Source organism: Paenarthrobacter sp. TE3676, assembly GCF_056279165.1.
In genome coordinates, this window is record NZ_JBWBQU010000007.1 from 1 (window position 1) to 24,941 (window position 24,941).

The 24,941-nt window shown below is 63.3% G+C and carries 23 protein-coding genes and 1 riboswitch; of the genes, 10 read left to right on the forward strand and 13 right to left on the reverse strand.

Translation table 11 applies throughout. The features are described 5' to 3' along the window. The 6 genes from ACZ881_RS16455 to ACZ881_RS16480 all read right to left on the reverse strand — a co-directional run. Positions 1–746, reverse strand: a 746-nt coding sequence (locus ACZ881_RS16455; RefSeq protein WP_476117051.1) for a serine dehydratase beta chain, incomplete at its 3' end; no start/stop codon positions are given. A 402-nt stretch (positions 747–1,148) separates the two neighbouring features. Then, the gene (gene glyA, locus ACZ881_RS16460) at positions 1,149–2,468 is read right to left on the reverse strand and encodes a serine hydroxymethyltransferase (RefSeq protein WP_476117053.1); all 1,320 of its coding nucleotides are present in this window, start codon (positions 2,466–2,468) and stop codon (positions 1,149–1,151) included. Further along, complete coding sequence (gene gcvH, locus ACZ881_RS16465) at positions 2,465–2,848, reverse strand: glycine cleavage system protein GcvH (RefSeq protein WP_017197389.1); 384 nt, start codon at positions 2,846–2,848, stop codon at positions 2,465–2,467. The genes glyA and gcvH overlap by 4 nt, the downstream gene beginning before the upstream one ends. Before the next feature lie 390 nt (positions 2,849–3,238). Continuing rightward, a complete protein-coding gene (gene gcvT, locus ACZ881_RS16470; protein WP_476117056.1) occupies positions 3,239–4,375 on the reverse strand; it encodes a glycine cleavage system aminomethyltransferase GcvT in 1,137 nt (378 codons plus the stop codon). A gap of 11 nt (positions 4,376–4,386) precedes the next feature. Next, positions 4,387–7,272: an aminomethyl-transferring glycine dehydrogenase gene (gene gcvP, locus ACZ881_RS16475; protein WP_476117058.1), complete on the reverse strand. Its 2,886-nt coding sequence runs from the start codon at positions 7,270–7,272 to the stop codon at positions 4,387–4,389. Between the two features lie 137 nt (positions 7,273–7,409). Next, positions 7,410–7,508, reverse strand: a riboswitch (glycine riboswitch). Between the two features lie 74 nt (positions 7,509–7,582). Next, the gene (locus ACZ881_RS16480) at positions 7,583–9,097 is read right to left on the reverse strand and encodes a PucR family transcriptional regulator (protein ID WP_476117060.1); all 1,515 of its coding nucleotides are present in this window, start codon (positions 9,095–9,097) and stop codon (positions 7,583–7,585) included. 187 nt (positions 9,098–9,284) lie between these two features. Between ACZ881_RS16480 and speB the strand changes: the two genes are divergently transcribed. The 6 genes from speB to ACZ881_RS16510 all read left to right on the forward strand — a co-directional run bounded on the left by speB (position 9,285) and on the right by ACZ881_RS16510 (position 16,311). Further along, positions 9,285–10,289: an agmatinase gene (speB, locus tag ACZ881_RS16485; protein WP_476117062.1), complete on the forward strand. Its 1,005-nt coding sequence runs from the start codon at positions 9,285–9,287 to the stop codon at positions 10,287–10,289. Further along, the gene (locus ACZ881_RS16490) at positions 10,286–11,722 is read left to right on the forward strand and encodes a purine-cytosine permease family protein (protein ID WP_476117064.1); all 1,437 of its coding nucleotides are present in this window, start codon (positions 10,286–10,288) and stop codon (positions 11,720–11,722) included. Before speB ends, ACZ881_RS16490 begins: the two co-directional genes overlap by 4 nt. A 27-nt stretch (positions 11,723–11,749) precedes the next feature. After that, complete coding sequence (locus tag ACZ881_RS16495) at positions 11,750–13,252, forward strand: aldehyde dehydrogenase family protein (protein WP_476117066.1); 1,503 nt, start codon at positions 11,750–11,752, stop codon at positions 13,250–13,252. A 29-nt stretch (positions 13,253–13,281) separates the two neighbouring features. Continuing rightward, positions 13,282–14,574, forward strand: a complete 1,293-nt coding sequence (locus ACZ881_RS16500; protein ID WP_476117068.1) for a D-arabinono-1,4-lactone oxidase — start codon at positions 13,282–13,284, stop codon at positions 14,572–14,574. A 207-nt stretch (positions 14,575–14,781) separates the two neighbouring features. After that, positions 14,782–15,246 carry a large conductance mechanosensitive channel protein MscL gene (gene mscL / locus ACZ881_RS16505; protein ID WP_476117070.1) on the forward strand — a complete coding sequence of 155 codons (465 nt, stop codon included), beginning with the start codon at positions 14,782–14,784 and terminating at the stop codon, positions 15,244–15,246. A gap of 174 nt (positions 15,247–15,420) precedes the next feature. Beyond that, entirely contained in the window at positions 15,421–16,311 is an 891-nt protein-coding gene (locus tag ACZ881_RS16510; protein WP_476117072.1) for an amino acid-binding protein, read from the forward strand. A gap of 130 nt (positions 16,312–16,441) precedes the next feature. Here the strand turns inward: ACZ881_RS16510 and ACZ881_RS16515 are convergent, their stop codons facing one another. The 4 genes from ACZ881_RS16515 to ACZ881_RS16530 form a co-directional block, all read right to left on the reverse strand. Continuing rightward, the gene (locus ACZ881_RS16515; RefSeq protein WP_178994456.1) at positions 16,442–16,789 is read right to left on the reverse strand and encodes a hypothetical protein; all 348 of its coding nucleotides are present in this window, start codon (positions 16,787–16,789) and stop codon (positions 16,442–16,444) included. A 125-nt stretch (positions 16,790–16,914) separates the two neighbouring features. Then, complete coding sequence (locus ACZ881_RS16520; RefSeq protein ID WP_476117075.1) at positions 16,915–18,288, reverse strand: NAD(P)(+) transhydrogenase (Re/Si-specific) subunit beta; 1,374 nt, start codon at positions 18,286–18,288, stop codon at positions 16,915–16,917. After that, positions 18,285–18,659 carry an NAD(P) transhydrogenase subunit alpha part 2 gene (locus ACZ881_RS16525; RefSeq protein WP_476117077.1) on the reverse strand — a complete coding sequence of 125 codons (375 nt, stop codon included), beginning with the start codon at positions 18,657–18,659 and terminating at the stop codon, positions 18,285–18,287. Before ACZ881_RS16525 ends, ACZ881_RS16520 begins: the two co-directional genes overlap by 4 nt. Further along, positions 18,659–19,879, reverse strand: a complete 1,221-nt coding sequence (locus ACZ881_RS16530) for a Re/Si-specific NAD(P)(+) transhydrogenase subunit alpha (protein WP_476117078.1) — start codon at positions 19,877–19,879, stop codon at positions 18,659–18,661. Before ACZ881_RS16530 ends, ACZ881_RS16525 begins: the two co-directional genes overlap by 1 nt. A 186-nt stretch (positions 19,880–20,065) precedes the next feature. On the opposite strand from ACZ881_RS16530, the gene ACZ881_RS16535 reads away from it, so the two are divergent. After that, positions 20,066–20,677: an NADPH-dependent FMN reductase gene (locus ACZ881_RS16535; protein WP_091463944.1), complete on the forward strand. Its 612-nt coding sequence runs from the start codon at positions 20,066–20,068 to the stop codon at positions 20,675–20,677. A gap of 138 nt (positions 20,678–20,815) precedes the next feature. Continuing rightward, on the forward strand, positions 20,816–21,181 hold the full coding sequence (locus ACZ881_RS16540; RefSeq protein WP_476117081.1) for a hypothetical protein: 366 nt from the start codon (positions 20,816–20,818) through the stop codon (positions 21,179–21,181). A gap of 18 nt (positions 21,182–21,199) precedes the next feature. On the opposite strand, the gene ACZ881_RS16545 is transcribed toward ACZ881_RS16540, so the two are convergent. Then, the gene (locus ACZ881_RS16545; protein ID WP_476117083.1) at positions 21,200–21,904 is read right to left on the reverse strand and encodes an HAD family hydrolase; all 705 of its coding nucleotides are present in this window, start codon (positions 21,902–21,904) and stop codon (positions 21,200–21,202) included. Continuing rightward, positions 21,894–22,217 (reverse strand): hypothetical protein, encoded by a 324-nt coding sequence (locus ACZ881_RS16550; RefSeq protein ID WP_256871494.1) that lies wholly within the window; start codon positions 22,215–22,217, stop codon positions 21,894–21,896. Before ACZ881_RS16550 ends, ACZ881_RS16545 begins: the two co-directional genes overlap by 11 nt. An 82-nt stretch (positions 22,218–22,299) precedes the next feature. Between ACZ881_RS16550 and ACZ881_RS16555 the strand changes: the two genes are divergently transcribed. Continuing rightward, positions 22,300–22,941 carry an NADPH-dependent F420 reductase gene (locus ACZ881_RS16555; protein WP_178994464.1) on the forward strand — a complete coding sequence of 214 codons (642 nt, stop codon included), beginning with the start codon at positions 22,300–22,302 and terminating at the stop codon, positions 22,939–22,941. 225 nt (positions 22,942–23,166) lie between these two features. Then, positions 23,167–23,949 carry a VOC family protein gene (locus tag ACZ881_RS16560; protein WP_476117086.1) on the forward strand — a complete coding sequence of 261 codons (783 nt, stop codon included), beginning with the start codon at positions 23,167–23,169 and terminating at the stop codon, positions 23,947–23,949. A 46-nt stretch (positions 23,950–23,995) separates the two neighbouring features. On the opposite strand, the gene ACZ881_RS16565 is transcribed toward ACZ881_RS16560, so the two are convergent. Then, positions 23,996–24,880 carry a PaaX family transcriptional regulator gene (locus tag ACZ881_RS16565; RefSeq protein ID WP_476117088.1) on the reverse strand — a complete coding sequence of 295 codons (885 nt, stop codon included), beginning with the start codon at positions 24,878–24,880 and terminating at the stop codon, positions 23,996–23,998. Positions 24,881–24,941 lie beyond the last annotated feature (61 nt).

The following is a 24,941-nucleotide window of genomic DNA, read 5'->3' on the forward strand; positions in this document are numbered from 1 at the left end:
AACCAATCAGGAGAACGACGACGAACCTTCAAACCCCCGGGCAACACACCCTCACGCTTCAGACTCGTTTCAACACAGGCCTCCATCACGGACCAGATATGCAGCAAACCCTCCCGGATCTCCTCCTCGGATCGGGACGCCCGCTCATTGATGAACATGATGTCGCTGATCCCCAACCCCTTGGAGGAGCACCGGCCCAGCAACTCCGCCGCCGTCCTGAACGGCAACGGCAACTCCTTCTTCGACTCCTCGAGTTCCTCCCGGGCCGCATCTTCCTCACCCTCCCGGACAATGAACCCACCACCGACCGAAAAGAACGTCGCCTCCCGCAGCACCTTCCCACCAGCATCAGAGACAGCAAACTTCATCCCATTCGTATGCCGCGGCAACACCGTCAACGGATGCAGGATCATGTCCTCCACCGCGTAGTCGAGGAGCGTATCGCCGGAAAGGTTGAGCTTTCCCGTCTCAGCAATGGAAGCCAGCCGCTCCTCCACCTCGTCAGGAAGGATCTCCTCAGGGTCGAACCCCTCGAGTCCAAGCAAGACGGCCGTGAAAGTCCCGTGTCCCCTGCCCGTGGCAGCCAGGGAACCGTAGAGGTCAACCCGCAACCCGGCAACGGATTCGAGCACTCCGGACTCACGCAACTCCCGGGCAAACACCGCCCCGGCGCGCATCGGCCCAACAGTGTGAGAGCTCGACGGGCCAATACCCACAGAGAATAGATCAAAGACCCCAACGGCCATGGTTTTTCCTAACTAAGTAAAACGAAAAAGAACCCGCACCGCCCCCAAGAAACGGAGCGGACCCTCAAACCCAGATCAACAAACCAGCGGCTCCGCTTCCCGCGCCATTCCGGGGGTTCACTGCCCAACGTGCCGTGCGCACGGCACATCTCACAGGGAACCCCCGAATCGGCCAGCAATGCGGCCCCAACCCGGCAACCCGAGAGCTGCCCCTCCGGGTCCGGGCTCCGGCAGCATGCGTCTAAGGGAGCGTCACGTCCGCCCAGCGGGCGTCTACGCGACCGAGCATGCAGAGGAGGCCGGACTCGACGGGCGAACCGAACCCGACGGGAACCGAACCCGACGGGCGAACCGAACCCGACGGGAACCGAACCCGACGGGCGAACCGAGCCCCGAGGCGACTTACGAGAGGTTCGAAACACCCGGGTACAGCGGATGCGCCTTCGCAAGCACATCAACACGGTGCCGCAGCCCGGAAAGGTCCGCATCGGCGTCGGCAATCAGTACTTCGGCGATGATGTCGGCAACTTCGCGGAATGCTTCTTCGCCGAACCCGCGGGTAGCCAGGGCCGGGGTGCCGATGCGCAGGCCGGAGGTGACCATGGGCGGGCGGGGGTCGAAGGGGACGGCGTTGCGGTTGACGGTGATGTCGATCTCGGCGAGGCGGTCTTCGGCTTGCTGGCCGTCGAGTTCGCAGTTGCGGAGGTCGACGAGGACCAGATGTACATCCGTGCCGCCGGAGACCACGCTGATGCCCTTGGCAGCAACGTCGGGCTGGATTAGTCGCTCGGCGAGGATCCGCGCACCGGCAAGGACACGCTCCTGACGCTCCCGGAACTCCTCGGAGGCAGCAATTTTGAACGCGACAGCCTTCCCGGCGATGACGTGCTCGAGCGGTCCGCCTTGCTGGCCCGGGAACACGGCCGAGTTGATCTTCTTGGCGATGTCGGCGTCGTTGGAGAGAATGATGCCGCCACGAGGACCGGCGAGGGTCTTGTGTGTGGTGGACGTGGTGACGTGGGCGTGCGGGACCGGTGACGGGTGAAGGCCTGCAGCCACCAGACCGGCGAAGTGGGCCATGTCCACCATGAGGTAGGCACCCACGGAGTCGGCGATCCGGCGGAACTCGGCGAAGTCCAGCTGCCGCGCGTATGCGGACCAGCCGGCGACGATGAGTGCCGGTTTGTGTTCCTGCGCCAGGCGCTCAACCTCGGCCATATCCACCGTGTGGGTGTCTTCGCGGACGCCGTAGGGGACCACGTTGTAGAGCTTGCCGGAGAAGTTGATCCGCATGCCGTGGGTCAAGTGGCCGCCGTGGGCCAGGTTGAGGCCCATGATGGTGTCGCCCGGCTTGATGAGGGCGTGCATCACTGAGGCGTTGGCCTGTGCGCCGGAGTGCGGCTGGACGTTGGCGAACTCCGCGCCGAACAGTGCCTTGATGCGATCAATCGCGAGCTGCTCGATCACATCAACGTGCTCGCAGCCGCCGTAGTAACGCTTGCCCGGGTAACCCTCGGCGTACTTGTTGGTCAGCACCGAGCCCTGAGCCTGCATGACTGCAACGGCCGTGTGGTTCTCCGAGGCGATCATTTCCAGGCCGTCGCGCTGGCGACCCAGTTCGTCGTCGATCTTTGCAGCGATCTCTGGATCCAGCTCGGACAGCTGCGCGTCCAACGAAGCCGACACGACCTGCTGAAAGTCAGTTACAGATACCGGGTTCACAGTTCTCCTCCGTTTGTTGCAGCGTATTCTTCGGCCGACATGAGCGGTCCTTCTTCGGTGGCGGCCACCTTAAACAGCCAGCCTGCGCCATAAGGATCGTTGTTGATGAGTGCCGGATCGCTGACAACGGCGTCGTTGATCTCGGTCACCTCACCGGTAACAGGCGAGTACAGGTCAGAGACCGACTTGGTCGATTCCACCTCGCCACACGTCTCGCCGGCGGTCACAGTGGAACCAACCTCAGGGAGGTCCACGTACACAATGTCACCCAGGGCGTCAGCGGCGACGGCGGAAATCCCAATACCTACGGGCCCGTCCCCATCAACGGCAACCCACTCGTGCTCAGCCGAGTACTTCAGCTCGGCAACTACTTTGCTCATTCCAATTCCTCACTTCTCGTGTATTTGAAAACTGTTGTGTCGCACATCGTGGCCGGTTCGTGTGGCGGAGACCCGAACTCCTCCGCGTGCTCGGTCGCGAAGACGCCCGCTGAGCGGACGTGCCGCTTCCTTAGACGCACGCTTCCGGAGTCCGTTTCGCCGCCGGCCGGCCGTCACCGTTGTGCCGCTCGCCTTTTGAGGAGCAGCGAACCAAGGCATTGGAACCCGCCTTTTAGCAGGTTGCCTCGGTCTCCTGGTTCCGTGCGCAAGGTGAGCCGCACAGGCCCCTGTGCGAGTGACATCCGGAAGCGGGCGTCCAAGGGAGCATCGCGTCCGCCCAACGGGCGCTTCTGCGACCGAGCCCGCGGAGGATGTCACTCTCACCGGGACTTACTTGACCCGCTTGTAGAACGGCAGGCCTACCACTTCGAAGGGTTCCGCCTTGCCGCGGAGGTCGACGTCCACGATGGTGCCCGGCTCGGAATGCTCGACGTCGACGTACGCCAAGGCGATTGGGTAGCCGAGCGTCGGGCTTGGCTGGCCGGACGTGACTTCGCCGATGAGCGAACCGTCTTTCAGCACCGAGTAGTGGGCGCGGGCGGCGCGGCGTCCGGTTCCTTTGAGGCCCACGAGCTTCTGTCCAAGAGCGGAGCCGACGCCGGCGGCCTTGATGGCGGTGAGCGCATCGCGGCCGATGAAGTCGCTTTCCTTGGCCAGGGAAACTACCGGGCCCAGTCCCGCCGCGTAGGCGTTGACGTGGCGTGAGAGCTCGTTGCCGTACAGGGGCATTCCGGCTTCCAAGCGCAGTGAGTCGCGGGCTGCGAGGCCGGCGGGGATGAGTCCGTGTCCTTCGCCGGCTTCGAGCAGTGCTTCCCAGAGACCGGCGGCGTCGACGTTGGGGATGTAGATCTCGAAGCCGTCCTCGCCGGTGTATCCGGTGCGGGCCAGCAGCAGGTCCTGCCCGTTGATGGAGACCTCAACCGCCGCGTAGTACTTCAGCTCCGTGACCAGCGCGTGCTGCTCCGCGGGGACCAGCTTCAGCAGGATGGCTTCGGCGTTCGGGCCCTGCACGGCGATGAGTGAAGTCTCAGCGGAAGCGTCCTCCACCACGACGTCGAAGCCGGCCGCCCGCTCCAGCAGTGCCGCAGCAACCACCTTCGCGTTGCCCGCGTTGGGGACCACCAGATACTTGTCGATGCCTTCTTCGGGAGCGGGGTGGCGGTAAGAAATGAGGTCGTCGATGATGCCGCCGTCGGCATTGCAGATCAACGAGTACTTGGCCTTGCCCACGGCGACAGCGGACAGCTTGCCCACGAGTGCGTAATCCAGGAAGGACGCAGCGTCCGGGCCGGTGACCCAGACTTCACCCATGTGGGAGAGGTCGAACAAGCCAGCGGACTTGCGGACGGCATGATGCTCAGCGAGCTCGGACTCGTACTTCAGGGGCATCTGCCAGCCGCCGAAGTCCGTAAACGATGCACCGGCCTTTTTGTGCTGCTCGTAAAGAGCTGTGTAATTCTCAGACATGACGGGAGTCCTTAGTTTTCGAAGTCAGCAGTGTTGTCCTCGAACGCTTCGAGGGGAGGGCAGGAGCACACCAGGTTGCGGTCGCCTGCGGCGCCGTCGATTCGGCCGACCGGCGGGAAGTACTTGTCCTGCTTCAGGTGGTGGACGGGGAACGCTGCCTGCTCCCGCGGGTAGTCGCGGTCCCAGCCGGAACTTACGACGGCGGCAGCCGTGTGCGGTGCGTTGCGCAGCGGCGACTTCTCAACAGTGAAATCACCGCTGGCCACCTGCTCGATCTCCGCACGGATGGTGATCATGGCTTCGATGAAACGGTCAATCTCGGCCAGGTCCTCGGACTCGGTGGGTTCCACCATCAAGGTGCCGGCGACCGGGAACGCCAACGTGGGGGCGTGGAAGCCGAAGTCGATGAGGCGCTTGGCAACATCCTCGGCGGTGACACCTGTGCGAGCGGTCAGCTCACGTAGGTCCAGGATGCACTCGTGGGCCACGAGTCCGCCCTCGCCCGTGTACAAAACCGGGAAGTGCTCATCCAGGCGGGAAGCAACGTAATTGGCTGCCAACAAAGCCGATTTGGTGGCTTCCGTCAGTCCTTGGCCGCCCATGAGCTTCACATATGCCCACGAAATCGGCAGCACACCGGCCGAGCCATAACGCGAAGCCGAGATCGCAACGCCGTGCCCCTCCTCATGCGCCGCTTTGTTCGCGTCGCCAGGCATGAACGGAGCCAAGTGGGCTTTCGCAGCAACCGGGCCAACGCCCGGTCCACCGCCGCCGTGAGGGATGCAGAAGGTTTTGTGCAGGTTCAGGTGGGACACGTCGCCGCCGAACTTGCCCGGCTGGGCCAAACCAACCAGCGCATTCAAGTTGGCACCGTCAACGTACACCTGGCCGCCGGCAGCGTGGATCGCGTCGCAGACCTCGCGGACGTCGGCGTCGTACACACCGTGCGTGGACGGGTAGGTGATCATGATGGCCGACAAAACCTCGCGGTGGGCCTCGATTTTCGCAGCGAGATCCGCGTGATCGATCGTGCCGTCGGCAGCCGTCGCCACCACAACCACCTTCATGCCCGCCAGCACAGCCGAGGCCGCGTTGGTGCCGTGGGCTGATGCCGGGATCAAGCAAACAGTGCGCTGCTCATCGCCGCGGGACAGGTGGTAACCGCGGATCGCAAGCAAGCCTGCGAGCTCGCCCTGGGAACCGGCATTCGGCTGGATAGAGACTTGGTCGTAGCCGGTGATCTCGGTGAGGTCGGCTTCCAGGTCCTCGATCAGCTCGCGCCAACCCGCGGTCTGGTGGTCCGGAGCGAACGGGTGGATGGAGGCGAACTCCGGCCAGGAAATCGCCTCCATCTCAGCGGTGGCGTTCAGCTTCATGGTGCACGAACCCAGCGGGATCATGGTGCGGTCCAGTGCGAGGTCACGGTCCGACAGCTTGCGGATATAGCGCAACAGCTGCGTCTCGGAACGGTGCGTGTTGAACACCGGGTGCTGCAGGAAATCGGATGTCCGGACTACGTCAGCGGGCAATTCGAATCCGGTAACGTCCCCTACCGGACCGGCACCGAAGGCGACGGCTACCGCGGAGAGGATCTCCGGCGTCGTGGTTTCATCAATGGAGACGCCAACGATGTCCGCATCGATGAGGCGCAGGTTGATGCCGCGGGCTTCAGCGGCGGCGATGACCTTGTCTGCCTTGCCGGGGACGCGGACGGTGAGGGTGTCGAAGAAAGCCTCGGAGACGAGTTCGCGGCCGGCCTTCTGCAGGGTCGCAGCCAAAACACGGGCGTGGCCGTGGACGGTTTCGGCGATTGCTTTCAGGCCTTCCGGGCCGTGGTAGACGGCGTACATCGAGGCTACGATCGCGAGCAGTGCCTGCGCGGTGCAGATGTTGGACGTCGCCTTCTCGCGACGGATGTGCTGCTCGCGGGTCTGCAGTGCCAGGCGGTAAGCAGGGACGCCGGCGTTGTCCTTGGAGACCCCAACGATGCGGCCCGGGAGGGTGCGTTCCATGCCTTCGCGGACGGCCATGTACGCGGCGTGCGGGCCGCCGAAGAACAGCGGGACGCCGAAGCGCTGCGCAGTTCCGACGGCGAGGTCCGCACCTTGCTCGCCCGGGGGCGTGATGAGGGTGAGCGCCAGCAAATCCGCGGCCACCGTGACCAGCGCGCCGCGCTCCTTGGCGTCAGCGATGACGCCGGAGTGATCGAACACGCGCCCGGAAACGCCGGGTTGCTGCAGGACGATGCCGTTGATGTCGCCGTCGGGAAGTCCAGCCGAAAGATCAGCGATCTCAACCTCGAAGCCCAACGCCTCGGCGCGTCCCTTCACAATGGCGATGGTCTGCGGGAGGAGGTCGGCGTCGAGGACCGTCTTGCCGTCCTTGGCGGTCTTGGACTTGTTGGCGCGGCGCATCAGCAGCACGGCCTCGGCAACGGCGGTGGCTTCGTCCAGCAGCGAGGCGTTGGCCACGGGAAGCCCGGTGAGGTCCTGCACCATGGTCTGGAAGTTCAGCAGTGCCTCCAGGCGGCCCTGGGAAATTTCCGGCTGGTACGGCGTGTAGGCCGTGTACCAAGCGGGAGCTTCAAGGATGTTGCGGCGAATGACCGGGGGTGTGACGGTGTCGTAGTAGCCCTGGCCGATCATCTGCACAGCGGTCTTGTTCTTGGAAGCGAGCTTGCGGAGCTCGGCGAGGACCTGCACCTCGGTGAGGGCGTCCTGCAGCTTCAGGGCAGTGTCCTGGCGAATGGAATCGGGAACGGCGACGTCTACCAAGCCGTCGACAGAGTCGTAGCCGATGGCCTTGAGCATGGTGTCAACGTCGGCTTGGCGGCGGGCGCCGATGTGCCGGTCCGCGAAGGCGGTGGGGGTTGATTGAACAGTCAAGAGGAACTCCATGATTCAGGCGCCCAGTGAGCGCCACGATGATGTGGGGTTCCTCCCCGCTCTGTATTGGACCTGAGAGATTCCGCAGGAATGGTTGCCTGCTTGCACCGTCGGTGAGCCCGGTTACCCGGACTGCTTTCCAGAGTTGCCTAACCGCGGCGGTACATGGGCCTGAGAGATTCCTGGGGAGGATTTGCTCCTACGGCGCCTGACTGGATGTACCGGCAGGACTCTCCCGCCGCAGATCAAAAGCGTTGCATCACGTGAGTGACACGCTTCACACCATAGCTGGTTGTTTTGAAGGAGCGCAAGCAAGGTGTGGCTACTGATGCATCGCTTCATGGATCTGCAGAGCGAACCACAGTTGGGCGACGGTGGACGTTTCACCCATGTCCAGCCCTGTCAGTTCGCCGATTTTCCGCATCCGGTAGATGATGGTTTGTCGGTGCGCGAACAATGCTGAAGCAGTCTTCTGCCACGACCGCTGCGAGTCCAAATACGTCCTCAAGGTGACAATGAGATCACCTTCCTGGCTCTGCTCGTAGTCGAAAATCGGACCCAAAAGACGCCGGACCAGGGCGGTTCCTTCCTCAAAACCGGTGAGTCCCAGCCATGAGGGCCCCTCCGCATAGCGGGCCAGCCCTTGGTTGTTGGCGCGGGCGGAACCGAGCGCCCAGAGGGACTCCTGCAGCGCCCGTTGGATGTTCGCAACGGCCGCCGGCGCGCTGATCCCGATCGTGGTTTCCACGCCGGCACAGTGCATCAGGACATCGTCAGGCACGTCTGCCGGGACCACCACATGGAGCCTGTTGTTCCGCTTCAAGGACGCGGACGCAACCCCGTGCCGCCACAGTTCGATGTGCACGTTCGCCAGCCTGCCGCCGTCGTCCGCCGCTTTGTCCGCGGCGTCCGCCGTCAGTGAGGCGAGCAGGAAATCCTGGGGCGAAACCTCGAAAGCTGCCAGCCGGCTCTCCATTTCGGCCACGCCCAAGCGTCCGTCCATTGCCTGCAGGAGGAACTCGCCGGCCAGCCGGTGGCGGCCTTCCAGCGACAAAACGATGCGCGAAAGCTGCAGTCCCAGCACGGTTGCGGCGTGGAGAAGCACGACGGCGTCCGGGTGCGGTTCGCTGTTGGGCAGCACCACCAGGAGCGCGTTGGCATGGGTAGGAATGTCCATGGTGAGGACGTGCCTGCCGCGGATGCGATGCCACTGGAAGTTCTTTCCCGCGAGGGACACTTGCCCCGACAGCGGCGCCCACTCCTCGGAGAGGAACACCGGGAGCGCCTGACCGTCCGGGTGCCAGGGATGGAGGCAGCGGCGGTCCACCACGAACAGGTCCGCGTCGAGCTCGGTCGCCAGCCGCTGGACCAGGCTCTGCCAGTGGTCTTCGGAGGCTCCGGCGGTGCGGAGCAGATCGTAGACGCGGGCAGTCTGCCGCAGCCGACGGGATTCTTCGAGCAAGGAGGACTCGGCCACCGACCGGGCGATCGCGATGAACGGCAGCGGGTACGGGATGTTGATCAGGGGCAACGGGAGTTGCTCGCACGCTTCCATGAATTCCGCGGTGAGCGGCGGTGCATGCATTTTCTCGCCGATCGCCAAGGCGCTGGCGCCGCTGTCCATCAAGGCCTCTGCGAGCGCCACTTGGCCCTCGGCGTCGGCGGGAATCGACAGGCCGTTGGTCATCATGAGTTCGCCGCCCGTGACCCACTCCCACAGCCTGGGAAGGTCCGACGTGTGAGCCCAGGTAATGCGGTTTTCGAGGCCTGCCGCTCCTGCCAGGAGGGTGAGTCCCAGCTGCGGTTCAGCCACGAGTTCGCCCACGGTGATTGCCATTGTGCGCTCCGGTTCCCTTGCGTTTCCGGCGGTCTTGCCGCCACGTTCCGGGGCACTTAGACATTCGTCTAAACGCCTCAACTATTTGTAGTCAATGTAGCGCTATCCGGAGTGATCCGCGTCACCAAGAATGGAATTACTTACTTCCCGCTCAACGGCGAGCACCCCTCAACCCAAGGATCCGTCAATGACAACGCACAAGCCCATCGGCCCTGTCGACGCCACCAAAGTCCCCCGGTATGCAGGCCTCGGTACTTTCGCCCGTCTCCCCCAAATCGACCGCGTCCCGGACTACGACATTGCGATCGTCGGCGTCCCGTTCGACGGCGGAACCTCCTTCCGGCCCGGCGCCCGCTTCGGACCCGCCGCAGTCCGCGAAGCCTCCCGCCTCCTCCGCCCGGGGTACCACCCGGAGCTCGACGTTGAACCGGTGTACGAAGCCCAGGTAGTGGACGCCGGCGACATCGCCTGCACCCCCTACGACATCACCCGGGCCGTCCGTGAAATCGAGGAGCAGGCCTTGCCCCTGATCAGCGAGGACAAGCGGCTCATCTCCATCGGCGGCGACCACACCATCGCCCTGCCCATGCTGCGGGCCCTGAACAAGGTCCATGGTCCGGTAGCCCTGCTGCATTTCGACGCCCACCTGGATACTTGGGACACCTATTTCGACCAGCCGATCACGCACGGCACCATCTTCCGGCGGGCGTTCGAAGAAGGCCTTCTTATGGAGGACAAGTCCATGCACGTGGGTATCCGCGGGCCGGTCTACGACCGCAACGACTTCCTCCGCGACCACGAATTCGGGTTCCAGATCATCCGCTGCTCGGACCTGGACGTCATCGGCGTCCCCGCAGCTATCCAGCGCGTCAAGGACAGGCTCGGCGATACCCCGGTCTATGTCTCCATCGACATCGATGTCCTTGACCCGGCCTTCGCACCCGGCACCGGCACTCCTGAGATGGGCGGGCTCCACTCCCGCGAGCTCCTGGCCCTGCTCCGCGGGCTGAACGGCATCAACATCGTGGGCGCCGACGTCGTGGAAGTCGCCCCGGCGTATGACCACGCGGACATCACCACCGTCGCCGCCGCCACGCTGGTCTTCGACCTTCTCGGGCTGATGGTGAACCGCAGCAAAGCAAACAGCACAGTTGGCCGTGAATTGGCTTCGGCATCCCGGGCTACGTCATGAGTGCGCCGGCAACTGAGGTACCCCGGCTCGAGGACAAGACCATCCAGCCCATCCCGGTCAACGAGCGCCACGGCAAGGCCCGGGACCTCTTCACCATCTGGTTCGGCTCGAACATCATGATCATGACCATCGTGACCGGCGGGCTCGCCACCACGGTGTTCGGCCTGGGCTTCGTGCCGGCGATCGTGGCCATCATCATCGGCAACGTGGTGGGCGGCATCTTCATGGCGCTGCACTCCGCGCAAGGCCCGCAATTGGGTGTGGCGCAGATGATCCAGACCCGCGGCCAGTTCGGTTCTTTCGGGGCTTTGTTGATCGTGGTCATCGTGGTGGTCATGTACGTGGGGTTCTTCGCGGCCAACCTTGTGTTCGGCGGCGAGGCAATGGCAGCGGTGAGTCCGGGCATCAGCGTTGACGCCGGCATTATTATCATCGGCGTGGTCAGCGTTATCGCCACGATCTTCGGCTACCGGCTCATCCACGCCTATGCACGCGTCCTCAGCGTGGCCGCCGGGCTGGCACTGCTGCTGGCTTTCGGGTGGATCCTGATGGTCCACGGACTGCCGGCCAGCTTCCTCGAGACGGGTAACTTCAACTGGGTGGGCTTCATGGGCACCATCTCCGTCTCCGCATTGTGGCAGCTGGCCTACGCACCGTACGTCTCCGACTATTCGCGCTACATGCCGCAAGGAACAGGATCCGCTCCGGCATTCTGGGCATCCTACTCGGGCTGTGTCTTGGGAACGCTCTTCCCCATGATCCTGGGCGCCTTGGTAGGCACGCTGGCCGTCTCCATGAGCACCGGGGACGTCGAAATCGTGGGCAGCCTTGGCGCATTGCTTCAGCCCTGGACCCTGATCATCGTGGGCATCTTCTGCCTGGGCGTCGCGGCGTCGAACGCCATGAACCTTTACTGTGGCGTCCTGTGCACCCTCACTATCGGGCAAACGTTCAAGCCAAGCTGGTTGCCGCGCGCCAAGACCCGCAGCATCGCGGCAATCATCCTCTTCGTCGTCGCCGTCTCCATCGCCCTGTTTGCCCGTGACAACTTCATCCTCTTCTACACCAACTTCCTGTCCTTCCTGATGTACGTCCTGGTTCCGTGGACGGCCATCAACCTGGTGGACTACTACCTCCTGCGGCACGGCGAGTACCGGGTTGAAGACTTCTTCAAGCGCGACGGCGGCGTGTACGGGCGGTTCAATTGGGTCGCCATCGGCTCCTACCTGGCAGGTGCCCTGATCCAGGTTCCCTTCTCGGCAACCGCCATCTACACGGGCCCACTGGCTGCCGCGATGGGTGGCGTGGACATTTCCTGGATCGTCGGCCTGGTCGTCGTCGCTCCCCTGTATTACTTCGCGGCCCGGTTGTTCGACAAAAAGACGGAAGCCGCCCCCTTTCCCGCAACTGCACTCACCCCAGACCTCATCTGACCTGCCCCCATCTGAAAGAGAATCATCATGACTACCACCCGGACCGAACAGTTTACTGTCCGACGCTCCTCCGCCGACCACTCCGACAACCTGCCTCTGCCACCCGCAGGACACTTCATCAACGGCTCCTTCGTCCCCGGCTCCTCAGGCCAGACCATCGACGTCGTGGATCCCACCACGGAGGCCGTCATCGCCTCGGTGCAGGCCGGCACGGCCGATGATGTCGACGTCGCTGTTGCCGCCGCCGTCGTGGCCCAAAGGACCTGGGGTGCCACCACCCCGAAGGAACGCGCGGATGTCCTGAACCTCATTGCGAACATCATCGAAGAGAACCGGCAATCGTTCCAGGCAATCGAGTCTGCCAACACCGGCAAGCCACAGGCAGTGTCCGACGACGATGTCTCCAGCACCATCGATACCTTTCGGTTCATGGCCGGCGCCTCCCGTACCCTGACTTCCATGGCGGGAGGCGACTACGCCACGGACCACACGTCCGTGATCCTCCGCGAACCCGTCGGCGTGGTGGGCGTCATTACTCCCTGGAATTACCCACTACTGATGGCCGCCTGGAAGATCGCGCCCATCCTCGCTGCCGGCAACAGCATCGTCATCAAGCCCTCCGAACAGACTCCGTTGTCCACGCTGAAGCTGGTGGAAGTGCTGGCCGGACGAATTCCTGACGGGATCCTCAACGTGGTGACAGGACGCGGCCGGACTGTAGGCCAGCGACTGTCCGAACACCCTGACATTGCCTTGGTCGCCCTCACCGGCAGCGTCGTCAGTGGCCAGGCGGTGGCCGAAACCGCCGCGAAGTCCGTCAAGCGCGTCCACTTGGAACTCGGCGGCAAGGCTCCCGTTGTTGTCTTCCCCGACGCCGACCTCCGCGCCGCCGCTGCCGGCGTACGCAACGCCGGCTTCTGGAACGCCGGCCAGGACTGCGGCGCCGCCTGCCGCGTGCTGGTGCACGAGTCCGTGGCCGAAGAGTTCACCGAACACTTGGTACGCGAGGTCAGCACCCTGGTGGTCGGCGCACCCGAGGCCGGCGACGACGTCGAAATCGGCCCCATGATCTCCCTCCCGCACTTCGAGCGGGTCAAGGAATCGCTGGCCGAAGCCCGTGAGGCAGGCCTCACCGTGGCTGTTGGAGGATCCGCCATGGAAGGTCCCGGCTACTTCATCGAGCCCACGGTCATCAGCAACGTTCCCGCGGGCGCACACATCGCCACGCACGAGATCTTCGGCCCAGTGGTCACTGTGGAAACTTTCGGCACCACTGAGGAAGCTGTGACCCGCGCGAACGAGAGCCCCTATGGTTTGTCAGCTTCAGTGTGGACGCGCGATTCCAGCCTCTCCCTCCGCATTCCCAAGCAGCTGGATTTCGGCACCGTGTGGGTCAATGCCCACCTGGTCCTGGCGTGCGAGGTACCGTGGGGCGGATTCAAAGGTTCCGGTTACGGCCGCGACCTCTCGCTCTATGCCCTGGATGATTACTCGCGCACCAAGCACGTCATGATCAACCACGGCGCGTGAGCGTTCAGACAAGCAACGGAGCTTTCACCATGACCACTAATGTTTCCCGACCGGCTTCCTTGCCAGATGCCGCTACCCCGTCGGCCCCTTTTGCCACGGACGCCACCTGGACCAACTGGGGTGGTAACCAAAGCGCGACGCCCGCCTTTACCGTTCGGCCCAGGAATGAACAAGAAGCGCTCGAGGCCGTCCGTTTCGCCATTCGCGAAGGCCTGCCTGTTCGGGCAGTCGGCTCAGGACACTCGTCGTCGCCCTTGGTTCAAACCGGCGGCGTGCTGATGGACATGGCTGGCCTTTCTGCCATCACCGGAACTGACCAGTTGGGGCGCCGTGCCCGGGCCTTGGCCGGCACAACCATCAACGCTTTCGGCGATGCCTTGTGGGAGAAAGGACTGGCGCTCAGCAATCAGGGCGACATCGACAAGCAGCAGATCGCAGGCGCACTGGCCACCAGCACCCATGGATCCGGGAAGGACCTGGGCAGCTTCTCCTCGAAGTTGCGCTGGGTGAAGCTGATCAACGGCTACGGCGAAATCGTGGAGATCGGCGAGGGCCAACTGCGCGAACTTCGCGCCGCACAGACGGCCTTGGGTACCTTGGGGATCTTCCTGGAAGTGGAGCTGGACGTAGAGGACAGCTACTACCTTCAGGAACAGATCACCTATCCCACGTGGGCTGAGACCACGTCCACATGGCAGGCCGACATCGATGACAACCGGCACTATTCTTTCCTGTGGTGCCCGGAGGACGACTCTTGCGAACTGTTGGACCTCCCCGGTTCACCCGATCACAGCATGGGTGGCCGCAGCTACACCAAGCGGTACAACGTAGCTTCCGTCCAGGACGAAAGCCAGCTCTCCGCCGTCGAAGGTGCCCGGCTGGACCGTTCCTACCGGATCTACCCCGGCGGCTTCACCACTCAGTTCCATGAACTCGAGTACTTTGTCCGCAGCGAGGACGGTTTGGTGGCCGTCGAAGCCATCCAGGACCTGATCCGCAGCAAGTATCCCGAGCAGAAGTACCCCGTGGAGGTCCGCTGGGTAAAGTCCGATGACGCGTACATGTCCCAGTTCCAAGGCCGCGACAGCACTGTCATCACCCTGACCACCGAGCCCGGGACCGACTACTGGCAGTTCTTCCGCGACGCCGATGCCGTGCTCCAGGAATTCGAGCCACGAGCGCATTGGGGGAAGATCCACTTCATGACCCGGGGCCGGCTGGAACGCCTCTACCCGGAGCTGGACACGTTCATCCAGGTCCGCCGCGAGTTTGATCCCCGCGGAATGTTCCTCAACGACCACACAAGGTCCCTGCTCGCCTAACGAGTACTGCTTTGTCCGGGGGCCGCACCGGGATGTGAGAGACCCATCGCTCGCTCACATCCCGGGCCCTTCCGCCCATCGCTCGCTCACATCCCGCGCCCTTCCGCCCATCGCTCGCTCACATCCCTGTGACAACCCCCTGAAACCTCGGAGTGGTAGTTTGATCTCTGCTGAGCCAGACACCCGCACCCAATCGGAGGACCATCCATGTTCAAGGGCTTCAAGGACTTCATACTTCGCGGCAACGTGATCGAGTTGGCCATTGCCGTGGTCATCGGTAGTGCGTTCACCGCTCTTGTTACGGCTTTCACCACCAACATCATCAACCCCGTGATCGCCGCCGCCGGCGGCATGAATGCTGACGGCCTCGGCTTCAAGATCTGGGAAAACAATCCCGCCACGCTTGTGAACATCGGCGCTGTTCTGACGGCACTCGTTACCTTCGTGATCACTGCCGCCGTGGTCTATTTCATTTTCGTAGCGCCCATGAACAAGATCAATTCCCTGGTCAAGAACCGCCTCTCCACCGAGGAACCCGAGGAAGAGCCGCTCCCGGCCGATACCGCCCTGCTGGCCGAAATCCGCGATCTCCTCAAGGACGCGGCCGCCGCCCGCCACGCCGGCAACACTTCCGAGCTGGACGCGGACTTCGATTCCGACCGCACCCGTTAGGACCGACCGCACCCGTTAGGACCGACCGCTCGTCGCGAGCGCTGTCCCAGTTGCTTGGCCTGAGCCCGGCGTTCTCTCCGCGGGAACGCCGGGTTCATTCACGTTCACCGGCACGTCCCCGGAACGTGACGCGAAGGCAACGGGCTCGAAACAGTGGCAGGGCAGCATGAAACCATGAAGCCCAATCCGAGCACTCCCGTCACCGCGGATCTACTCTGTGATGTCTGCGGCCAGTTGCCCGAAGCCCCCAAGGCCCGGCTTACCCTCGCGAACATCGCGGTCATGCTTCCCATTGAATTGCTGGTTCATGCAGCAGTGGTCGGAACCCATCTGCCGTACGTGGCCAAGGTCCTGCTACTGGCCGTCACCGCCACGGTGCTGGTCATTTGGGTGACCGAACCGTCAGCCGCCAAGGTTCTGCGGCGCTGGTTGCATGCTCCGGCTCTCCGCCAGCGGCACAAACTGCACCTCGCTCCTGCCCTCTGGCGTGCGCGAACAGTGCTGCTGGACCAATCAGGGTCCTTGCAGAAGCTGACCCAGTCCCTCGCTAAGTTGGACGCCAACATCCTTAGCCTCCACGTTCACCCGATGACCGTAACCAGTTCCGCCGCCACCGGCCACAGTGAGCGCGTGATGGATGAGTTCGTTCTCTCCACGCCCGGCGACGTCACCGAGCCGGAACTGCTGAAAGCACTGCACGACGGCGGTGGGCATGAGTCCCACGTTTGGCCCACCACGGCTTTGGCCATGGCCGACGGCCAAACCAAGGCCCTGAGCCTCGCCACCCGCATCGCCGGGAACCCCAAGGAACTTCCGCATGCGGTAGCCGAACTCCTGTCCGCAAAAGTAGTTCCGATGAATCCTGATCGCCACGGACACGAGGCGACTGCCGTCGTCGGGCCTTCACCTGACATCCTCAAAATCCCGACGGCGTGGCACGGGCCGCTGGTCTTTTCCCGACCCGGCGAGCCATTTTCGCCCGCAGAATCGGCGCGCGCGCATAGGTTGGCCGAGCTCGCGGAAATCCTGGCGCACAGTCCCGCACACCAGCCATCCACCAACTGAGGGCGGCCGGCAACTTCAGTTCAGCACGCGGTGCCTCAAGAAGATGGCGTCATTGCCAAGGTGCGCTCGGGGTCCGCGATGTTAGCCGTCCAAAGATATGACGGCCGAATAGATGAGCTGGCGAGGGGGTTTAGTCCTCGTCGATCTTTTCGAGCAGCTTCCCCAAGGCATCACGAATGTCGTCGTAGTCGTACTGTCCGGCCCTGCTCTCGGCGGAGATCACACCGCATCGGTGGATCTTCTTGAAGTCACCGATGGGGAATTTGTAGTGGCCCTTTTGGTCGTCCGGGTGATCGTCGTCCACTCCGAGGAACCACTTGGAGTACTCCGAGTGCCCATGTTTGTCCAAAAATGCACTCTCATCCTTGGCGCTGGGGGCGTGCTCGCTCCAGTCATCGCGGGTGTCCTTGACCACCTTGCCGTCGCGGATCAGATGCTTCGCGTGGTCAAAAGCCTTCTTGTTGAGTTTCACGGTCATGGCGCAACCTCGTTGAATGTGGCGGTTCGGCATGGGCAGGGCAGCTCATACGGTTCAGCATAGGACCCCACCTGATTGTTCGAAAGGTCTTTGACGCCAGCAAGTATCCGGCCGAGTCGTCGGTCTTAGAGCGCTTTGACGGCCCCCAGAACCTTGGTCAGCGAATCCTTCGCATCGCCGAACAACAGGGTGGTCTGCGGTTCGTACAACAGTTCATTCTCAATCCCGGCGAACCCGGGACGCATGGAGCGTTTGAGGAACACCACTTGCCGGGCGTCGGCGACCTCCAGGATAGGCATTCCGTAGATGGGCGATCCCGAGGTGGTCTTTGCTGCGGGATTCACAACATCGTTGGCGCCCACCACCAAGGCCACATCGGTGGTCTTGAACTCTGAGTTGATGTCACTCATTTCCTTCAGCGACTCGTACGGTACATTGGCCTCCGCGAGCAGCACGTTCATATGGCCGGGCATGCGCCCAGCCACAGGATGGATGGCGAAGTCCACGTCAATACCGCGGGCTTCCAAGGCAAGGGCAAGCTCTGCGGCGGTGTGCTGGCCCTGGGCGACTGCAAGGCCATAGCCGGGGACGATGATCACCCGCTGCGCGTACCCGAGAAGTACTGCCACGTCCTCCGCACTGGAGGAACGCACTGGCCGCTCGCTCACGGCAGTGGATCCGGCCGTGGACCCACCCTTGAAGGCCCCGAACATGATGCCAGCAACGCTGCGTCCCATCGCGGCAGCCATGGCACGGGTGAGGATGGTGCCGGAAGCTCCCACCAGCGTGCCGGCCACGACAAGGAGGACATTGCCCAATACCAATCCAGACGCCGCGACGGCCAGCCCTGTGAAGGCATTCAGAAGCGAAATGACAATCGGCACGTCAGCCCCACCCACAGGAAGCACCAACAGGACTCCGGCAACCAATCCCAACAGCAGCAGCAGCAGCGCCAACACCAACGAGCCATTCAGGATCACCACGACGCCCGCTCCCACGGCGGCCAGCAGCACTACTGCCATCAGTGCGGGCAAGCCAGGGAAGGTCACGGGCCGGGTGGTCATGAGCCCCTGAAGTTTGGCGAAGGTGACACCGGAGCCGGCGAAGGACACCGCACCCACCAGCAATGTGAAGACAATTGCCAGCCGAACCCACGGATCGTCCGCGTGGGAGAGTTCCAGCAGAGCAACCAGCGCCGCAGCGCCACCACCCACACCGTTGAAGAGTGCGACGAGCTGCGGCATCTGAGTCATTTGCACGCGACGGGCCACAGGCGCAGCAACACCCGAGCCCACAGCTATGGCTCCAAGAATCCAGGGAATGTTGTCCAGCTTCACCGATACGAACACCGTCGCCACACCCAGCAGGGCGCCTAATGCTCCGATCAGGTTGCCGCGCCGTGCAGTCTTTGGCGAATTCAATCCCTTCAGGGCGAGGATGAAACAGGCCGCGGCGGCCAGGTACAGGAGTGCCGTCCAGGTGGGATTGAGCAACGTCATTGCCGGCGCTCCTTATCGAACGGCTCCACGGCGGCATGACCTCCAGAGCCACCGGGAGCGACGGAACCGCCGGAGCCAGCGTTCGACGGCGGCCGTTGCCTTCCGCGGAACATCTCCAGCATGCGGTCGGTCACCACAAACCCGCCCACGAGGTTGGCCGTGGCAAGGACGACAGCCAGCAGGGCGACCGCCAACACCCACGGGTCAGCGGCCTGTCCGGCCACGATGATGGCGCCCACCAGGATGATGCCGTGGATGGCGTTGGCCCCTGACATGAGCGGCGTGTGCAGGGTGCTGGAGACCTTGGAAACCACCTCAAAACCCACAAACACCGCCAAGACAGTAATCGTCAGCAGGCTCATGCCGTCCATCAGCGCACTCCTTCACTGCCGGAATTTCCTGTTGGGAAAGTGCCGGCATGACCGCTGCCAAAGGGGGCAGTCTCCCCTGAGAGCGACGCCAATGCTTCCGCAGTTGGTGCGTGCCGGACTTGGCCGTCGTGGGTGAGGCACGTGCCGGCAACAACTTCATCCTCAAAGTCCGGAGCAACAACGCCGTCCTGCGTCATCAGGGCCAAAAGGTTGGACACATTCTTGGCGTACAAGCGCGAGGCGTCAGCGGGCATCGCCGAGGCAGGGTCCTTGATTCCCACCAGTGTCACCACACCCTGACCGTCGCCGGTAGGGATGGGGATGTCCTGGCCGGGGATGCTGCCCTCCACGTTGCCGCCGGATTCGGCAGCCAGGTCCACCACCACGGATCCCGGGCGCATCCCTTGCACCATCTCGCGGGTTACCAGAAGCGGAGCGCGCCTCCCGGGTACCGCGGCGGTGGTGATCAGGACATCGGCCTGGGCCACGTGTGGCGTCAAAAGGGCTCGCTGCAGGGCACCCCGGTCCGCGCTAAGTTCCCGCGCGTACCCGCCGGATGCCTCGGCGGTCTCCAGGTCCAGCCTGATGAACGTTCCTCCCATGGATGCCACTTCGTCAGCCGAGGCCGGACGGATATCGTTGGCGGAAACCCGGGCCCCGAGCCTCTTGGCGGTTCCGATTGCCTGCAAACCAGCCACTCCAGCGCCGAGCACCAACACGCGGGCGGGCGGAATGGTCCCTGCTGCCGTCATATACAGCGGGAAGAAGCGTGGGAGCCGCATGGCCGCCTCGAGGACACAGCGATAGCCGGCCACCAGTGCCTGCGAGGTGAGCGCATCCATGGACTGGGCACGCGATATACGCGGAACCAGTTCCAGTGCAAAGGAGGTGATTCCTCCAGCGGCGAGCGCCCGCACAGTGGGCAACTCCGAGGACGGTGACCCCAAACCGGCGGTGACCGTACCGCGGCGGAGAGCTCCCGCCGTCGACGGTTCCATGGGACGCACGTGGCAGTAAACATCCAGCGATCCGAGAACCAATGACTGCACCACAGCGGCGCCGGCCGCCCGGTAGTCGTCGTCGCTATGGCCGGACGCCATCCCCGCGCCGGACTCGATGTCGACCTCAAGGCCCAAAGCCACCAGTTGCTTCACCGTTTCCGGCGTTGCGGCAACACGTCGCTCGCCATCGAGCGTCTCACGCGCTATGCCTGCTTTCACCCGTCACCCCTCTTCCGGAACTCTCCAGAACTCAGTTGGCATGAGTCTATGACCGCAAAGGTCCCGGCGGGAGTAGGGGCTGCGCTATGTGCATAAGTCAACTAGGGTCGGTGGAAGCTGGGGGCAACCAGCCACCACACCGTCGACGAGCCGGTTCCGGCCGTGCCGTCGGAAAGGAAAGCCGCTATGGACACCTTCAAAATCGGTTATTTCGTCGGAAGCCTGGCAAGCAATTCCATCAATCGGGTCCTCTCCAAGGCCCTCATCAGCGTCGCACCGCCGGAACTCGAGTTCCATGAAATCGCCATCAAGGACCTCCCTCTGTACAGCGCGGACTACGACGCTGACTTCCCGCCTGCAGGCCGCGAATTGAAGGATGCCATCGCCGCATCTGACGGCATCCTTTTCGTCTCCCCCGAGTACAACCGCTCCATTCCAGGCGCCCTGAAAAATGCCATCGACTGGGGTTCGCGCCCGTGGGGCAGCAACTCGTTCGCGCGCAAGCCCACCGGAATCATCGGCGCATCGCCGGGCGGTATCGGGACAGCGGTGATGCAGTCGTCCATGCGCAGCGTTTTGAGCTTCCTGGACGCGCCGCAGTTGAACGCACCTGAGGCGTATATCCGCTTCGTCGCAGACGCGTACGACGACGACGGTTCAGTTAAGGACGAAGGAACGGCCGGGCTGTTGCGACACTACATGGAGGAGTACAGTGCGTTCGTCCAGCGCGTCCTCGCTGCCAACGCGCCGGGCCACATCGGCGACCAGGAACCGGATTCCGCCAAGCTCACGCGTTAAGGCGCCCGCGGGTGCCGCTCCGGATCCACTGCCGGCGGCGCCCGCTAAAAGCATCCACAACCAGGGCTTAGTCAGTATGCTTACTATATGAGGAATCATGCTAGTAACCCAGGAGGAATGATGCTTCGCAGATTAGCCATGACCACCCTTGCTTTGACCCTCTTCGCCGGGTCCATGCTTTCCACTGCCGTTGTAGCCAACGCAGCAGGCGGCGCGCAGGGCAGCGTAGCTGCCACCACCACTCCATCGCCGGAACCCAGCAATCCCTCCGGGCCTTCCACGGCCACGCCCACCGCGGAGCCGACCACTGACGTCTCGAATCCCGCCGGCACCGGACCTGCCAATCCGGGCACCAGCGAGACCGAACAACAGGAGCAAACCCGCACCGACGTCGTTCCATGGATTCTGGCGGGCGTTGCGGCAGCCATCATCATCGCTTTGATCATTTGGACCCTGCGGAACCGGCGCGGACGGGACAAAGGAATCAGCGACGAGCCGCGCTAGATGCACCGATAGCAGCCATTAGGCGTCCCGCGAACCAGCCATCAACTTGCCGATCATGCTGCTCTCCAGGTTCTCCAGCAGGTGCCGTGGATTGTCATAGACTTCCGCGGCACCTGCGTCCCGCAGTTCGGCTTCACTGATTCCACCGCAGGTCAGCGCGATGACGGGAATGCCAATGGCACTGCCGGCCTTCACGTCCCATACCGCGTCCCCAACAAACACCACATCCTCCGGGCTAAGCCCAAGCTTCTCCAAGCACGCCTCAAGAATGTCCGGCGCGGGCTTGCTCTCCTTGGCGTCATTGGAACTGGTCCACGCATCGATGGAAGATCCGGCGTCCAGGAGGTGCCTGCTCACTTCCAGGTCGCGCTCCTGGGCCGAGGAGGCCAAGCCCACCGCCAATCCAGCGTCGGAGCACGCGGCCAGAAGGTCCCGAACCGACTCGAAGGTACGCAGAGTCGGCCAAAACGTTGAGAAGACAGCACCATGCGCAGACTTCAGATTTTCCTGCATATCCGCTGAGCAGTCCGGTACAAGGCTCTGGATGAGCCGGTCCCCACCCATGCCTACTCGACGATGAATGGCGGACATCTCGATGTCCAACCCTTCGCGTCGGAACGCCTGCCACCAAGCCATGGCGTGGAAGTAGCTCGAATCGATCAGCGTTCCATCAACATCGAAAAGAACACCGCGCTTCTTCTGAGTCGTCTTATCAGCTGCCACAGTTGACCACCTTCGTCCGGGCTTGTGCACCGTGCACACCCTGCGCTGCCAGCGCAGAATCAATCACAGGTTCCTCCAACATCAGCACGGCATATCGCTCCGCCGTCGAGGTGCGAAGGAGTCCCGTCCCCGCCACCTCCCTGATGGCAGCAACTCCCTCCACGGCCTCATCCACTGAGGCAAACCGCTTGGAGAGACCCATCAACACGTCGTCGCCGTCCACCATCAAAATCCGAAATTCCCCGTCAGGCGTTTCAACCAGTTCCAAATGCCCGGCCATCCCTACCTCCTCGTCTTCGATGCCAACCAGCATAGTAAGACTACTTAGTATAAACCTCTCAGAAATATTGCGTAACGCGGGAATGAGGCGTCTGCAACTTGTCGTTTGCAAGATCATGACAACAATCGGAATCATCGGTGCAGGACACATTGGCAGCCAAGTCGCCCGCAAAGCAGTGGAACTTGGCTATGACGTCGTCATCAGCAACTCACGGGGCCCCGAGACCCTGAGCGGGCTGGTGGCGGAGCTGGGGCCGCGCGCCCGGGCTGCGACGGCAGCCGAAGCAGCAGCGGCGGGTGATTTCGCCGTCGTGACCGTTCCCCTCAAGAACTACAGGGACATCCCGACGGAGCCGCTCGAGGGCAAGATCGTCATCGACACCAACAACTACTACTGGGAGCGCGACGGCCGCATTCCCGAGCTGGATAACGGAGAAGCCACCACCTCCGGCTTGCTCCAGAAGCACCTCCCAACCTCCAAAGTGGCCAAAGGTTTCAATCACATCTTTGCCAAGGACATCACCACGGACGGCGCCCCCGCAGGCAGCGCCAACCGTCGCGCCCTGGCCACCTCGAGTGATTTCCCGGAAGCAGCCGGGCTTGTCACCAAGCTCTACGACGAGTTCGGCTTCGACACCGTCAACGTCGGCCCGCTGGAGGACAGCTGGCGCGTTGAACGCGACCGCCCGGCCTACGTCATCCGGCAGAACGCGGACGAACTCCGCGAGAACCTCGCCAAGGCAACGCGCACGGTCTAACGGGAAACGCACGACGGCGGGAGGGCGGCTTTCGCTTTCCCGCCGCCCATGCGGGGCTGCCGTCTTTGGGGTCAGCGGTTTAGGGCTTGCTCAAATTCCGGGGTCGAAATCGTGTCACGAATCGGGACGTCGGCGCACTTTATAGTGGCTGTCTCTCCGGACGCCTGGCGCATCGGGCATTCGGGGAGTCAGCCACCCCCTAAGAGCCCTACCCCGAGGAGTCCCATGTCCACCAAAATCTCGAGCTGGCCGGCAGCGACGCCCATGTGGGTGGACTTGGGCGTGGACAACCTCGCAACCGCGAAAGCCTTTTACGCGGATCTCTTCGGCTGGGAATTCGTAGCCGGCGGCCAGGACGCCGGGGAGTACCTGCTGGCACACCTTGGCGGGCGCGCCGTCGCTGGTGTGGGGCCGAAGCAGGCACCGGGCATGCCCACCGTGTGGACCACGTTCCTGGCGTCAGACAATGTCGACCTTACTGCCAGGAAAATCAGCGCGGCCGGCGGAGAAATGATCGCACCTCCGTTCGATGTCATGGAATCCGGCCGCATGGCCTTGGCCGTCGACACCGCGGGCACGGCCTTCGGTATCTGGCAGGCCGGCACCCATATCGGGGCGGAACGCGTCAATGAACACGGCTCCTTGTGCTGGAACGAGCTCCACACCCGCGACTTCACCGCTGCCAGGTCCTTCTACTCTGAGGTCTTCGACGTCAGCTACCAGGACGCCAGCGAGGACGGCTTTGTCTACTCCACGCTGCGCAGGCCGCTGGACGGCCGGGAAGTGGGAGGAATCCAGCATGACGACGACATCCCCGATGCCTCCCCTAACTATTGGTTGACCTGGTTTGCCAGCGACTACGTCCAAGGCACTGCGGAACGGGCAGTGGAGCTCGGCTCCACCCTTCTACTGCCCGTAACGGAGAGTCCCCTGGGGCGTATGGCCATCATTCAAGCGCCACAGGGGGAAGTGTTCGGCATCATCGACGCCCCCCGCATCAACGAGTAAGAGAACCACCCCAAGGCCCAGTCCGCCGCGTGCAAGACCTCAGGGTTCAGGCTGCGGCCGGGTTCAAGGCCTCAGCAATGACCTCATGTGCGTGGGCCGCTGCAAGGGGTGCCGCCAAGCGGTGTACGGCCAGGAAGGTCTTGCGCACTGCTGGTCCGTGCCATTCGGGCGGAAGGTAGTCGGTGGGGAGGTTCGGGTCCCGGTAGGGGAACTTACGCCACATGGTGAGCATGGGAATGTAAAAGCGGAATGCGTCGCGTCGCAGCTCTTCGGTGGACGCAGCCAGGGCAGCTTCCGGATCATCGCCCACCTGCTCGGTCCATTGCTGCTCAGCACCCTTGTATATCTCGAGGAACTCGGTGAACTGCTGATCGAGTTCCTTGAGGTCCCACCACTCAGATATTTTGGGCCGCATGGGCCCGTCGAACACGTAGTCGCTCCGGAAAAGATCAACGAACTCGATCAACCCGCTCGCGGTAAGGCGTTCCCGGGCTTGCTCCAGTTTGTGTGCGGGGGCGATCCACACACCGTTGGCCACGGAACCAAACCCAAGTCCCAGCAGCGCGGACCGCAGCTGGTGCCTGCGGTTGCGCATGGATTCGGGCACTGAGAAGACGGCCAGCACCCAGGTATCCACCGGCGCAGGCTGCTCCGGTGCGAAGATCCGCCGGTCACCTTCACGGAACACGTCGCTGACGGACTCGGAGATCTTGTACTTGGCGATTCCGCCCTCGCGGACACTCTTCAGTACGCCCTTGGCCTTAAGCCTGGAGACGGACGACCTCACACCCGGAGCGTCGTAACCGAGCGAGCCCAGCATGGAAATCAGCGCAGAGACCGGCAACGCATCGCCCGCGTTGCGGCCGTAAAGACCGAAAATCGTGACGAGCAGTTGCTGGTGGCGCACCGGAGGTGCCGGGACGGCGAACATCTAAAGGCCCTCATTTCCGCGCCGCAGTTCCGGCGCCAGTCCAGTTCATCATAGGTGCGGT